Consider the following 13948-nt stretch of genomic DNA (forward strand, 5'->3'; position numbering starts at 1 on the left):
AAGCGTGCGTATTGCCTGAAAACACAACCCGCTACGGGGGAGACTTACCCGAAATCTGATTTATTCAACAAAGCCGTATGCCACCGCTCAATCACGCGAAGTCGGAATTGCTTCTGTAAAAACCAATGGCGCAAGTCAGAAGGTGAAAGACAATACTTAATAGTTAAGCCGGGCGCGGATAACGCGTCCGGCTTTATTTCTAATAAACACTTATTTATTGATGATTAAGATTAATCTGCGCCATTAAAATAGTAGGCACAGGCAAGCACTCATTCTCCTCTCTTTGTTTAACACTCCCCATCCTTATCCTCCTGAACATGTTCATATAGCAAAATATCTTCTAATACTTTTCGTGGCGCTATCCGGTTTATGACATACACTGACGTAAGATTTTTACTTACAAGAGAGCATAAACATGGCCAGAACGATGACAGTTGATCTCGGCGATGAGTTGCGTGAATTTATCGAGTCCTTAATTGAATCCGGCGACTATCGCACCCAAAGCGAAGTGATCCGTGAGTCACTGCGCTTGCTTCGAGAAAAACAAGCAGAGTCTCGCCTGCAAGCGTTACGTGACATGCTTGCAGAAGGGTTGAATAGTGGTGAAGCTCAGCCGTGGGAAAAGGATGCGTTTTTACGGAAGGTGAAAGCAGGGATAAGGAAATAATGTGCGTATTATTAAGCTCATGCCAAAAGCCAACGAGGATTGAGAAGGCATCTGGTATTACAGTTATCACCATTTCGGCGAACCACAAGCCGACAAATATGTTGAACATCTTTCAGACGTTCTCCAGATTCTGAGTAACAATAATATTGGTACTCCCAGACCTGAATTAGGCGAAGGCATTTTTGTTCTTCCTTTTGAACACCACGTTATTTATTTCCTGTAATCACCAGGGGAAATTATCGTCACTCGTATCCTTAACCAAAACCAGGACGCTACCAGACATTTACACTGGAGCTAAACCCGCCGATTGCGCTACAATGCCCGCCCTTAAAGTGGGGACACTCCCCTAACCGCTTCATCAGGTGAAGCGGTTCTGACCTGTCATCAGAACGAGAGAATTATGTTTAAACCGGAACTCCTTTCCCCGGCGGGAACGCTGAAAAATATGCGTTACGCTTTCGCTTATGGCGCAGATGCTGTTTATGCGGGACAACCGCGTTATTCCCTGCGTGTGCGCAACAACGAATTCAACCACGAAAATCTTCAGCTCGGCATCAATGAAGCCCATGCGCTGGGGAAAAAGTTTTATGTCGTGGTCAACATTGCGCCGCATAACGCTAAGCTGAAAACCTTTATCCGTGACCTGAAACCGGTAGTGGAAATGGGGCCGGATGCGCTGATTATGTCCGATCCGGGGCTGATTATGCTGGTGCGTGAGCACTTCCCTGAAATGCCAATCCACCTTTCGGTGCAGGCCAACGCCGTAAACTGGGCGACGGTAAAATTCTGGCAGCAAATGGGCCTGACCCGCGTGATCCTCTCCCGTGAACTATCACTGGAAGAGATTGAAGAGATCCGCAATCAGGTGCCGGATATGGAGCTCGAAATCTTCGTTCACGGCGCACTGTGCATGGCCTACTCCGGCCGCTGCCTGCTCTCTGGCTACATCAACAAACGCGATCCGAATCAGGGCACCTGCACTAACGCCTGTCGCTGGGAGTACAACGTCCAGGAAGGCAAAGAAGATGACGTCGGCAACATCGTACACAAATACGAGCCGATTCCGGTACAAAACGTCGAACCAACGCTGGGTATCGGCGCGCCAACTGACAAAGTGTTTATGATTGAAGAAGCCCAGCGCCCGGGCGAGTATATGACCGCGTTTGAAGATGAACACGGCACTTACATCATGAACTCGAAAGATCTGCGCGCTATCGCCCACGTTGAACGTCTGACTAAAATGGGCGTGCATTCGCTGAAAATCGAAGGCCGTACCAAATCTTTCTATTATTGCGCACGCACCGCGCAGGTTTATCGTAAAGCTATCGATGACGCCGCTGCAGGAAAACCGTTCGATACCAGCCTGCTGGAAACTCTGGAAGGTCTGGCGCATCGTGGTTACACCGAAGGTTTCCTGCGTCGTCATACTCACGACGATTATCAGAACTACGAATACGGTTATTCCGTTTCTGACCGCCAGCAGTTTGTTGGGGAGTTTACCGGTGAGCGCAAAGGCGATCTCGCGGCGGTAGCGGTGAAAAATAAGTTCTCCGTTGGCGACAGCCTTGAACTGATGACGCCACAGGGCAACATCAACTTTACCCTTGAGCATATGGAAAATGCCAAAGGTGAAGCGATGCCGGTTGCACCTGGCGATGGTTATACCGTGTGGCTCCCGGTTCCGCAGGATCTTGAGCTCAATTACGCACTGCTGATGCGTAATTTCTCTGGTGAAACCACGCGTAACCCACACGGTAAGTGATTAATTTCGATTATTTTTCCCGGATGGAAAATTCTTAGAAACCGATCACATACAGCTGCATTTATTAAGGTTATCATCCGTTTCGCTGAAAAACATAACCCATAAAATGCTAGCTGTACCAGGAACCACCTCCTTAGCCTGTGTAATCTCCCTTACACGGGCTTATTTTTTTTGTACCACGACTTTCATCCTGTTCTGACACCGCCTTTTCTTTTCTACTCTACACTATCTACAGACCAATCATAAAGGCATACGACCATGGCAGATTTTCCCGCCAGCTTACTGATTCTTAACGGCAAAAGTGCTGACAATGAAACATTACGCGAAGCAATTATGCTGCTGCGTGAGGAAGGAATGACGATCCATGTGCGGGTTACCTGGGAGAAAGGTGATGCTGCGCGTTTTGTTGAGGAAGCCCGCCAGCTTGGCGTTGCAACGGTGATTGCCGGCGGTGGCGATGGCACTATTAATGAAGTCTCCACGGCGTTGATTCAGTGTGAGGGCAATGAAATTCCTGCTTTGGGGATATTGCCGCTAGGTACAGCGAACGATTTTGCCACCAGTGTGGGTATTCCTGAGGCGCTGGATAAGGCACTTAAACTGGCAATTGCTGGTAACGCTATTGCGATTGATATGGCGCAGGTCAACAAACAAACCTGTTTTATCAACATGGCGACGGGCGGATTTGGTACGCGCATCACCACGGAAACACCCGAGAAATTAAAAGCCGCGCTGGGTGGCGTCTCTTATATCATTCACGGCTTAATGCGCATGGATACGCTGCAACCGGATCGCTGTGAAATCCGTGGTGAAAATTTTCACTGGCAAGGCGATGCGCTGGTTATTGGTATTGGCAACGGGCGTCAAGCCGGTGGCGGTCAACAACTGTGCCCATATGCGCTGATCAATGATGGTTTGTTACAACTGCGTATTTTCACCGGCGATGAAATTCTTCCAGCTCTCTTCTCAACCTTAAAACCTGACGAAGAAAACCCGAATATTATTGATGGCGCTTCGGCATGGTTCGAGATACAAGCGCCGCATGAAATCACCTTTAATCTTGATGGCGAACCGTTAAGCGGACAACGTTTTCATATCGAAATACTTCCGGCAGCATTGCGTTGCCGGCTACCACCAGATTGCCCGCTGTTAAGGTAAGTACAAAGCAAGCGCAGAAGCAGGATCCGCAGACCGGCATCATCCCAGGATTCTTCTGCGCTCGCAATTTTTTCATGCGGCCACCGTTTCCAGTAACTGCTCAAGTGATGCATACCTGGCTACCGCAGAGTTAAAGCACGGCTGTTGAAAATCCTCGGCTACAACAACCGTTTTAATTCCCGCTGCCTGTGCAGCTTTAAAACCACTCAGGCTATCTTCTATAACCAGACAATCTGCGGCAGGCAGGCGTAATTTTCGTAGTGCGGAGAGGTAAACTGCCGGATGTGGTTTGCCGTGGCTTTCGTCGTCGGCACTGCAAATCACCGAAAAACAGTGTTCGATTTTGAGTTTTGTCAGCACCGCATCTATCACCTGATAAGATGAAGAGGTCGCCAGTGCCAGTTGGTATCCTGACTGGCATAAAAAGGTGAGCACATCCTTTACCCCCGGCATGGCTTCCCCTTTTTCAGCAATTAATGCAGTAATCAGGCGACGGATCTCCGCCTCCAGTTGCGTGGGCGTAACAGACAGATGACAGTATTCGCACCAGGTTCGGGCTATCTCATCAAGCCTTTTCCCTTTCGTCAGCCTGATACACTCTTCATCGCTAACGCTGGCACCCCATCGTGCCAGCGCCCCTTGTTGCGCCTGACGCCATAATCCTTCCGAATCAATAATGACGCCGTTCATATCAAAAATGACTGCTTTGCAATTAAACATCGTTCCTCACAATAAAGCCTGGCCTTACACCAGGCTGCCTCCATCAGGAAATAACGGCGGGTTCACCTTCACAGACTTGCTGGTTTGAGAATCCCGGTTGTTCGACGCGAATAAACGGACAAATGATAAACGCGATGATGTACAGGGTTGTATAAGCGATAACCACACCAATTGTACTGAAATAAGGTAACAGCACCACCGCTATCGCAGGGGCCAAAAAGTTAGACAGACCGGCAGAAAGGTTATAAACCGAAATCGCCGCGCCTTTGTGTTTTGGCTCCAGCGCCGGGAAAACCGCCGCCATCGGCACGAACGCTGCAACAAAGATCCCCAGCGCAACGGCGGGCACCATTGCCATCCAGTAGTTATGTCCGAAGTATTGCGGCATGTAGTAGAAAGCCAGACTGGAAAGCGCCATTCCCACACAGCCGAACCAGCGAACAACTTTCATCCAGCCAATTTTCTCTGCCAGTACGCCCCAGAAAATGTTGGTGAAAATCGTCGTGAAGAAGAAGACCGCCCACACCTGTAGCCACTCGGACGTGGTAAAGTCCAGCTCATCGACAAACATCATCGGCATAATCACCGCAAAGCCAAACAGTGACAATGTATTGATAATTCGCACAATACTGGAGAGCAAAATATTGCGGTTGGTATAGAGCAAGGTGACAGCACGGCCAAGCTCGCTGAACTTCTCTTTAGTCGTCAGAGCTTGCATATGATGCGGAGTCTGGATTTTACGCATTGAAACCAGCGCAAGAATACCGCCAGTTACGCAAAACGCCAGCGCCAACCATAGAGTACCCATTTCGCCGATAACCGGGATGGTAAAGCTGGGAATGTAACTACCGAAAACACCAATACCAATGGAATAAACGGCCCAGAACCAGCCCAGCGCGGCACTGGTACTGTCGCTGCGCACGTTATGCACAACGGCAACGATAAAGGCGTAAAGGAAGAGAGGATATGCCAGACCACGAATGCCGTAGAACAGCAGAATTAATGCATAGTTCGCCTGCCCCAGACCGAAGACCAGAAACAGCACATGGAAAATACACCACAGCACAAAACCGATGAACATGGTTTTTTGCGGCGTGATAATTTCCGCCACCACGCCGGATACCCATGCAGAGAGCGCCGCCGCCAGGCCATACAGCGTAAAAGCAAATGAGGCTTGTGCAGGCGTAAAGCCCAGCGCCTTAATATAGTGCGAGAGGAATGCCAGTTCAAAACCATCGCCGGTCATAAAGATAGCAATGGCAATATATCCCCAGACCAGATTTAAAGGTAATCCCAGCCATTGTTTATTCGTTAACGACATAGTGACCTCGTTTGTAGGGTACAAAACGCCGCTCCGGCGTCACCACCGGAGAGCATTAATGACAGTTGTTATTGGTTGCGATAGTTAAGATCGTTGCTGTATAGCGAGTTAAATTGTTGATAACGTTGCATCAAAGCCTGATGACGTTCAGCATCGCCGTGCCAGGTTTGGTAGACTTCCGGTTTTTCGCAGACCGCCGCCAGCGGTTTACCGGCGGCGAGACAAGCCAGACGCGCCGCGCCAAGCGCGCCACCGGTTTCCCCACCTTTATGCGTTACCACCGGCATGTTGAGAATATCCGCCAGCAGTTGCGCCCAGAACGGACTTCTCGCCCCGCCTCCCACCAGCGAACATTGTTCAATAGCCGTTCCACTCTCTTGCAAAACACGCAGCCCGTCAGCGATACCAAAACTCACGCCTTCCAGTACGGCATAGCCCATCAGTGCCCGCTGGCTGGAATGGGTCAGCCCCCAGAACATCCCTCTGGCATCAGGATCGTTATGTGGTGTCCGTTCTCCGGAAAGGTATGGCAGGAACATCGGGGCACTGGCTTTTTCTGCTGGTGAAAGCTGGGCTATCTCTTCGAGTAATTCTGTTTCAGTAACGCCCACCAGACGGCAAAACCATTGCAAACAACTGGCGGCGCTAAGCATAACGCTCATCTGATGCCATAAATTCGGCAGCACATGGCAAAATGCGTGAACGGCTGATTGCGGTGCCGGACGATAAGCATCAGTCACCACAAACAGAACGCCCGATGTCCCCAGAGAAATAAACGCATCGCCGGGAGATACTGCGCCCACACCGATGGCGCTGACCGCGTTATCCCCTCCGCCGCCTGCCACCACCACCGAAGGCGTCAGCCCCCAGCGTTCGGCTACGCGCGGATCGAGCGTGGCAGAGACATCACAACCTTCCACCAGTTCCGGCATATTTGCCCGCGTCAGGCCGCACTTTTGCAACAGCGTGTCTGACCAGTCACGTTTTGCCACGTCGAGCCACAACGTGCCCGCCGAATCCGACATATCGGAGATTTTTTTGCCGGTCATTTTGAAACGCAAGTAGTCTTTCGGCAGTAACACCGTCGCAATACGCGCAAAGTGCTGCGGTTCATGGCGCCGTACCCACAACAGTTTCGGCGCAGTAAATCCGGGCATCGCCAGATTGCCAGCCACCTGATGCAGCTCCGGTGCTATCTCTTCCAGCTCCGCACACTCAAGTGCACTGCGGGTATCGTTCCATAAAATCGCCGGACGAATCGCCTCCCCGGTAGCATCCAGCAGCACTGCGCCGTGCATCTGGCCAGAAAGGCCAATCGCTTTAATCGCCTGCCAGTGATGACCGCATTTTTCCCGTAGCGTTGACATCAGATATTCCGTCGCCTCCCACCAGGCCTGCGGCGATTGTTCTGACCAGTGTGGATGGGGCCGCTGAATAGTCAGTGGCGCGCTATGTGTGGCGACTATTTCATTATTTTCATCAATGACCAGCGCCTTAACTTCCGATGTTCCCAGATCGATGCCCAGATACATAACCGCCTCCAGGTTAATTAATCAGCGTGTAGACGTCAGCAATTTTTTCGCGCAGCAGCGCGGCAAAATCGGCACGGTCGGTTAAATCGCCGAACAGCGCCTTGTCACTGGCATAAACGGCTATCGGGTCGGCGGATTCGAACATCGCATGTACCGCAGGCGCATCAAGAATCCCGTCCTGGTATTCATACGGAAGTTTGCCGAGATGCCACTGCTGCATAAACACATAGAACAGTGCCGGTAACATGGCGGTAGCGTTCGGACGGACACCGCGCTGGTAACATTCGCGCAGAGTAGGCGCAATCATCGCCGGAATTTTTGAGAAGCCATCGGCGGCAACGCGCTGGTTGGTGTCCTGAATATGTGGATTGGTAAAACGTCTGAGCACCACATCACGATAAGTCGCAAGATCAATGCCGTTGTCACCCAGGCAAGGTATGACATCCTCCGTTACGTAGCGATCGGCAATCTGATAAATAAAATCAGTCAGCGTACTTTCGTGGATATATTTCTGACCAACCAGAGTACCTGCCCAGGCGATACAGCTATGAGAAGAGTTAAGAATACGAATTTTCGCTTCTTCATAAGGAATAACCGACTCCACCAGCTCCACGCCGACATTCTCCAGCGCCGGACGTACATCGCGGAAATTATCTTCCACTACCCACTGGATAAAGGTTTCGCCCATGACCGGGGCTTTATCACTCATCCCGGTTTGCGCTTTGATACGTGCCGGAAGTTCTGCCGACGGGCGTGGCGTAATACGATCCACCATGGTATTCGGGCAGGTCGCATTGGCGCTTAACCAGTCGATAACGGTCTGTTTACCCGTAAGTTGTAAGAACTCCACCAGGCCATCATGGAAACGCTCGCCGTTATGCCGCACGTTATCGCAGTTCAGCAGGGTCAGCGATCCGGCGTTATTTGCCATACGAGCTTCAAGAATGCGGGTAACAACACCATAAATGGTTTTGCATTCCCCCTTGAGGTCGGCAGCTAAATCAGAGTTTGTAACTTCCAGCTTATGGCTGGTATTGAGGTAGTAGCCCCCCTCAGTCACCGTAAAGGCAATCACTTTGGTTTTCGGGTCAGCGCCTTCGGTAATCAGCGGTTGTAAGTCGGCCTGCCAGGGCAACAATTTCTGAATTGAGGTGATCTCTTCATATTCGTTCTCCCCTTCCGGGCTAACCGTTTCCAGAACATAGCGGCCTTTTTGCGCCATCAACGCCTGCACAACGTGTTCGGCATCGTTACGAATATTGCCCGCCGCGATACTCCAGCGAGTATCCCCCGCCACCAACAGGCGATGCAGATACCACGCCTGGTGTGCGCGGTGGAAAGAACCTAAACCGATATGCAGCCATGTGTATTTTTCGTTCATTGTCTGTTCTCCATTGACGTTATGGCTGCACTGTAAATGAACATTTAGCTTAAATAAGAGCGTTAGATCACAAAAGAGCAAATGATCTTTAAAATTACAAATGACCAGATGCAGGTAAAAACTTGCCTCACGGCAGAGCTGTCGCCAGAATGACGCTATCTGTTGTGGGATTTTCTCTATCCCACACGCAATCTTGAGGCAGGGAAACGTGAACAAAGAAGATGACATCAGGCTCGATCAAAAAGTACGAGCAGCATGGATGTATTACATCGCCGGACTTAACCAAAGCGAAATCGCCAGTCAGTTAGGAACTTCTCGTCCGGTAGTCCAGCGGCTCATTGCCGCCGCTAAAGACGAAGGGATTGTGTCGATTGGATTGCATCATCCTGTGGCGAATTGTCTCGATTACGCGCAACTTTTAAAGGAAAAGTACCATTTAACCGACTGTAATATTGTGCCGGTATACAGTGTTGAAAGTACCCTCGATAGCGTGACATTTGGCTGTTATCAACTGATGGCGCGTTATTTACAAGGTGATAAACCGACTATTGTCGGTATCGGTTCTGGCTTAACCCTAAAGAAAACCATCAGACGGATTGATTTTGATAGCCAAAACACCCGTTGTGTTGCCCTGATCAGCGCCATGAACGAACACGGACAATGTAACTATTACGACGATGTACCACTACTGCTGGCGAGAAAGATTCAGGGCAAATATTATCAATGGCCTGCCCCGCGCTATGCCCAGTCGCGGGAAGAGCATCAAATGTGGTCAACCAACCGACTGTTTCGCAATGTCTCTGCGGTCGCCTGTAATTCCGATGTCATTTTTGTCGGTATTGGCGCATTAGGTCGGCAAAGCCCGATCTTCAAAGATGGCTTTATCAATGAACAGCAACTGGAAGAGTTAACGATGCTCGGCGGCGTTGGGGAAATTCTCGGGCGCTTTATCGACGCCGACGGCAACGTGGTGGAAAACCATATTAACCGGATGATCACCAGCTACGATATCCGCGAAAGTCAGTGCCCGCGCATCGCCGCCGCCTGCGGTGAAGATAAACGCCCGGCAATTCTCGCGGCGTTAAAAGGCGGATGGATCAACGGCCTGGTGACCGATGAACACACCGCACGTTGGTTATTGACTCGCTAGCCCCCGCCTGGAACTATTTCATCTTCTGCTTGCGAAATAAATCCCGATAGCACAGGTTATCGGGATTTTTATAAACTGAATGATCACCTTATTCGCTTTGCTCTACACCGTAATTAATTTCACCCGTGTATTCTGCAATGCCAGTTTATCCACCTCTGACACGGCATCATCAGTAATAATAATGTCAATTTTTTCGATTGGCAGTACCTGATTAAATCCACGGCGGTTGAATTTCGTTGAGTCCAGTACCGCAACCACTTTATTTGCTGCGGTGACCATAGCACCGCTAATCGAATAACCTTCATTAAAGGTGGTAATGCCATTTACCGCATCGATACCGTCAGCGCCGACAAACATTAAATCGGCATTGATATCCTGCAATGAACGCTCGGCAATAGAACCATGCATCGAGCGCGTTTTATGGCGTACCGTGCCACCACAAACCACCAGCGTAATATCTTTATTTTCAGAAAGGGCAAATGCCGCCGGGAGACTGTTGGTAATCACCGTGATATTTTTGGCTGTCATTAATCCTTCGGCGATAAGCATTGTCGTACTTCCGCTGTCGAGAATAACGGTCATCCCTTCGTGGATCATTTTTACTGCTGCCTGTGCAATTCTGTTTTTCGGCGCACTGGCGAGCTGAAAGCGATCTTTAAATCCTACTTCCTGTGTCTCGGTTTCGCTATTGCCGGACATTATTTTCGCCGCACCACCATGAAAGCGCGTGACCACGCCTTTTTGTTCGAGAAAGCGCAAATCGGCACGGATTGTCGCTTCCGAGGCAGCAAATATTCCCGCCAGATCCTGAACAAGCACGGTCCCCTGTTCATTCACTAATTGGATGATCTTATTCCTTCGCTCGAATGAATTCATCGTCATTTACCCATATTCAATTGCGCATAGTGTAAACGAAGGGGGGGCATTGGTGAATGATCTGTTTTTCACAACGGTGAGCCAGCATCACGCTGGCCCACGGTTTCAGGGAATGAGTAGCACCTTACCCGGCATGGTATTGCGAGCGATGTCACGCACCGCCTGAGCGAAGCTTTCAAAACCGCCACGGTGAGCGATTAATAGCTCCAGGCTTAACTTACGTTCTGCCAGCAACCGGCTCGCTGTTTCCCACTCCTGCCCAGGCCACGGGCTGGAGTAGTTCATCCAACTGCCGATAACCGTCAGCTCTTTACGCAATATTTTGCCAAACGTCGCCGACGTTAAATGCAGATCCTGATGCAACGTGCCCACCAGCGCCAGTTGTGCATGAGGCCCGGCAATCTCTACCGCCAGTTCGACAGTTTGCGGTACGCCAGCCGTCTCAAGGATAAGCTGATTAAAACGCAGTTCGCGTAAAACAGCCTGCATTTGTGGCGCACTCATTTCACTGCTGTTAAATGTTTGCGTGGCACCAAAGGATTTTGCCAGTGCCAGTTTTTCTGGGCTAATGTCGATAGCCGTCACACTCTTCGCCCCCAGCGCGACTGCGCACTGGATCGCCAGCAGGCCGATAGTTCCGGCACCAATAATAATGACGTTTTTATTTTCACAGCCTTGCGCCAAATGGAAAGCGTGCAGGCCGACGGTAATTGGTTCAATAAAAGCGCCATCCTGAATCGGCATTTCCTCCGGTAGTGCGAAGACATTTTTTCGATTCACCACAATATATTCTGCCAATCCCCCGTTGCGCCGTGATCCAATAAAATCATATTTCGCACACTGGGAATAAAAGCCTTTCAGACATTCCGGACATTGAAAACAGGGTAATAACGGCACACAGGCGACCGCATCGCCAGGTTGTAAATCATTTACCCCACTCCCCACAGCATCAACAAAACCACTAAATTCATGCCCTAATGTTATGGGGTAATAATGTGCACCATTTTTAAATATCCGGGGCAAATCGGAACCACATAATCCCGAACTGGCAATTTTAATTCGCACATCATCCTGATGATGAATTTCGGGTAACTCGTGCTCTTCCACGCGGACAATACCATCAGTATCATTAACAACTGATTTCATAAAAACTCCTGGGTGATAAAGGGGGATATTCTCCCCCTTGGGTATAATTTATTGTGCGACAGCAGCTTTATCTTTGTTAATAACACCGCGCGCCCGACGCCAGGTCATAAAAATACCGGTGAGATAAATAGCACCGATAATAATGAAACCGGGGATATTCTGCGGGGAGAAAACCTGAATCAGTAACCAGGTGATGGGTGAACCGCCCTGATCCATCGAGGCCACTATGCCTCCGGCTTTTAACGCGCCCGCATTGGCAGCCAGTTGGGTATGCAGGCCAATAGTTTGCGTCGCAATCCACAGGGTGATGCTCATAATGATGATGCCAGAGATCAGGGTGCGGAACAGGTTTCCACGATGCACCGCGACCGCCATCGCAACAAAGAAGCCGATGGTGGCAAGGTCGCCAAACGGCAGCACCTGATTACCCGGCACACAAACGGCAATCAATATAGTGAGCGGGATAAAAATCAGGCTTGCCGACACCACAGCCGTATGCCCCAGCAACAACGCCGGATCAAGTCCAATCAAAAATTCCTGACCGCCGAACTTCGCCTGTAAACGGCTACGCGCCTGCTTCGCGATGGGTGTTAAACCATCCATGATGGGCTTGATCACCCGTGGCATCAGCAGCATCACCGCTGCCGTTTTTACTGCCAGTTGCAATACACCTTTGACATCGTAACCGGCAAGAATGCCGATAATCAGTCCCATAACAAAACCCACGGTGACCGGTTCGCCAAAAGGGCCAAATTTGCGCTGAATATCGTCGGCGCTAAATTTAATCCGGTTAATACCAGGGATTTTTTCGATAATGGCATCGACCAGCACCGCAATCGGCCCCATATACGCCGATGTGCCGTGCGGAATGGCAATGCCTTCCAGCTCAAAGAAATCACGGGTATCGCGTGCAAACCAGTCGCCCAGCTTATAAACAAACGCTGCGTGAATCACCACACCCGCGATGCCAATCATCCATGAACCCGTCGCCAGATGCAGCAACGCGCCGGTGAAGGTCATATGCCAGATATTCCAGATATCGACATTCACTACCCGCGTCATACGCGTGAGCAGCATTGCCACGTTAACCAGAATCGCAATCGGAATAGCCACCAGCGCAATTTGCGACGCCCAGGTCATTGGAGATGATCCCGGCCAGCCGACATCGACCACATGCAGATTTAAGTCGAAATTTTCCGCCATCGCTTTCGCCGCCGGGCCAATGGAATCCAGCATTAAGCCAATCACCAGACCGATGCCAACAAAGCCAATCCCGATATGCAGACCCGCTTTAAAGCAATCGCCTGCTTTCATGCCTAATATTTTTGAAAAAATAATAATGACAATCGGCAACATGACCGTAGGGCCAAGGTCGAGAATATAACGCATGACTTCTGAAAACATAGGTCACCCCTGTAAGATAGTCAGAATTTTATTTTGTAATGCTTCGATCCCTACACCAGAAACAAAAGGCATACCGTGAACTAACGGAATATCACCAAAACTGCGGTCAACTTTGGCTGTCGTACAAATCAAATGGACACCATCCATATACGTTTCTATTTCATTAACCCGACACTGGATTAATTCAACAGGGATATTATGGCTCTGACACAGCTCTTTAATTTCTTCCGCCGCCATCGTAGAAGTCGCAACCGCGCCTCCGCAAGCGACAATAATCTTGCGTTTCATAAATAGTCCTTTTTATTAGTACAGAGGGATTTTATTCATTTGAATCTAAAACAGATGTTTTGAAATATTCCATTAATTGCACTTCAGGAATGCTGATAAGCGTTTCGACCACATCGGGTTGTTGCAGCTTGCCAAATAAACGGCGTAAAAGTTTCAGTTGCTGCTGTGGATTTTCTACAATCAGGGCGATGATTAATGAAACCGCCACTTCATTATCATCATCTGCTTGCTGAAAATTGATTTTATCCGCGAGTCTTAACAGATAAATGGCTGACGTTTTTGCATGAATCGCCTCGCAGTGCGGTATTGCAATGGCATGCTGCTCCAGCATGATCCCGGTGGGGAACTCCGCTTCTCTGGCGATTAATGCCTGCGGCCAGGAGTCATGAACAACGCCTTGTGCGACCATTTCGTTGCCAATATGGGTTAGTGCTTCGCGGCGATTAGCAAAAGAAATATCGCTACGAAGGTAATGACTCCAACTTATTGATAGTGTTTTATGTTCAGATAATGCCCGATGACTTTGTCATGCAGCTCCACCGA

The 13948-nt window shown here is 49.8% G+C and carries 13 protein-coding genes and 3 pseudogenes; 6 read left to right on the top strand and 10 right to left on the bottom strand.

The window, feature by feature from the left end:
* Positions 1 to 55: 55 nt before the first annotated feature.
* From FC814_RS20545 to yegS, 5 genes and pseudogenes are all read left to right on the top strand, one after another.
* Positions 56 to 160, top strand: a pseudogene (locus tag FC814_RS20545) (DUF1508 domain-containing protein); the annotation flags it as partial.
* Between the two features lie 209 nt (positions 161 to 369).
* Positions 370 to 667, top strand: a pseudogene (locus FC814_RS20550) (type II toxin-antitoxin system ParD family antitoxin).
* Positions 668 to 716: 49 nt separating this feature from the next.
* Positions 717 to 965 (top strand): annotated as a pseudogene (locus FC814_RS20555) (type II toxin-antitoxin system RelE/ParE family toxin).
* 102 nt (positions 966 to 1067) lie between these two features.
* Positions 1068 to 2429 carry a tRNA 5-hydroxyuridine modification protein YegQ gene (gene yegQ, locus FC814_RS20560; RefSeq protein WP_000476029.1) on the top strand — a complete coding sequence of 454 codons (1362 nt, stop codon included), beginning with the start codon at positions 1068 to 1070 and terminating at the stop codon, positions 2427 to 2429.
* A 258-nt stretch (positions 2430 to 2687) separates the two neighbouring features.
* On the top strand, positions 2688 to 3587 hold the full coding sequence (gene yegS, locus FC814_RS20565) for a lipid kinase YegS (RefSeq protein ID WP_000753100.1): 900 nt from the start codon (positions 2688 to 2690) through the stop codon (positions 3585 to 3587).
* Between the two features lie 72 nt (positions 3588 to 3659).
* Here yegS and FC814_RS20570 read toward each other — a convergent pair whose 3' ends face one another.
* The 4 genes from FC814_RS20570 to dalD all read right to left on the bottom strand — a co-directional run bounded on the left by FC814_RS20570 (position 3660) and on the right by dalD (position 8541).
* Positions 3660 to 4307, bottom strand: a complete 648-nt coding sequence (locus tag FC814_RS20570; RefSeq protein ID WP_137326391.1) for an HAD family phosphatase — start codon at positions 4305 to 4307, stop codon at positions 3660 to 3662.
* Between the two features lie 43 nt (positions 4308 to 4350).
* A complete protein-coding gene (locus tag FC814_RS20575; protein ID WP_137326392.1) occupies positions 4351 to 5628 on the bottom strand; it encodes an RbtT/DalT/CsbX family MFS transporter in 1278 nt (425 codons plus the stop codon).
* A gap of 68 nt (positions 5629 to 5696) precedes the next feature.
* Positions 5697 to 7160, bottom strand: coding sequence for a xylulokinase (gene xylB / locus FC814_RS20580; RefSeq protein ID WP_000280577.1), 1464 nt, complete (start codon positions 7158 to 7160; stop codon positions 5697 to 5699).
* A gap of 13 nt (positions 7161 to 7173) precedes the next feature.
* Positions 7174 to 8541, bottom strand: a complete 1368-nt coding sequence (gene dalD, locus FC814_RS20585; RefSeq protein WP_001003647.1) for a D-arabinitol 4-dehydrogenase — start codon at positions 8539 to 8541, stop codon at positions 7174 to 7176.
* Positions 8542 to 8749: 208 nt separating this feature from the next.
* Between dalD and FC814_RS20590 the strand changes: the two genes are divergently transcribed.
* Entirely contained in the window at positions 8750 to 9691 is a 942-nt protein-coding gene (locus tag FC814_RS20590; RefSeq protein WP_001030843.1) for a sugar-binding transcriptional regulator, read from the top strand.
* A gap of 102 nt (positions 9692 to 9793) precedes the next feature.
* Here FC814_RS20590 and FC814_RS20595 read toward each other — a convergent pair whose 3' ends face one another.
* The 6 genes from FC814_RS20595 to FC814_RS23685 all read right to left on the bottom strand — a co-directional run.
* The gene (locus FC814_RS20595) at positions 9794 to 10567 is read right to left on the bottom strand and encodes a DeoR/GlpR family DNA-binding transcription regulator (protein ID WP_010347143.1); all 774 of its coding nucleotides are present in this window, start codon (positions 10565 to 10567) and stop codon (positions 9794 to 9796) included.
* Between the two features lie 105 nt (positions 10568 to 10672).
* Positions 10673 to 11713 carry a galactitol-1-phosphate 5-dehydrogenase gene (gene gatD, locus FC814_RS20600; protein ID WP_137326393.1) on the bottom strand — a complete coding sequence of 347 codons (1041 nt, stop codon included), beginning with the start codon at positions 11711 to 11713 and terminating at the stop codon, positions 10673 to 10675.
* Between the two features lie 48 nt (positions 11714 to 11761).
* Positions 11762 to 13117, bottom strand: coding sequence for a PTS galactitol transporter subunit IIC (locus tag FC814_RS20605; RefSeq protein WP_137326394.1), 1356 nt, complete (start codon positions 13115 to 13117; stop codon positions 11762 to 11764).
* 3 nt (positions 13118 to 13120) lie between these two features.
* Positions 13121 to 13405 (bottom strand): PTS galactitol transporter subunit IIB, encoded by a 285-nt coding sequence (gene gatB / locus FC814_RS20610; RefSeq protein WP_000823282.1) that lies wholly within the window; start codon positions 13403 to 13405, stop codon positions 13121 to 13123.
* A 31-nt stretch (positions 13406 to 13436) separates the two neighbouring features.
* A complete protein-coding gene (gene gatA, locus FC814_RS20615; RefSeq protein WP_137326395.1) occupies positions 13437 to 13892 on the bottom strand; it encodes a PTS galactitol transporter subunit IIA in 456 nt (151 codons plus the stop codon).
* A partial coding sequence (locus tag FC814_RS23685; RefSeq protein ID WP_071528444.1) for an IS1 family transposase occupies positions 13889 to 13948 on the bottom strand: 60 nt, incomplete at its 5' end. The genes FC814_RS23685 and gatA, both read right to left, overlap by 4 nt.

Origin of the sequence: Escherichia sp. MR (genome assembly GCF_005280595.1) — a bacterium.
GTDB lineage: Bacteria > Pseudomonadota > Gammaproteobacteria > Enterobacterales > Enterobacteriaceae > Escherichia > Escherichia ruysiae.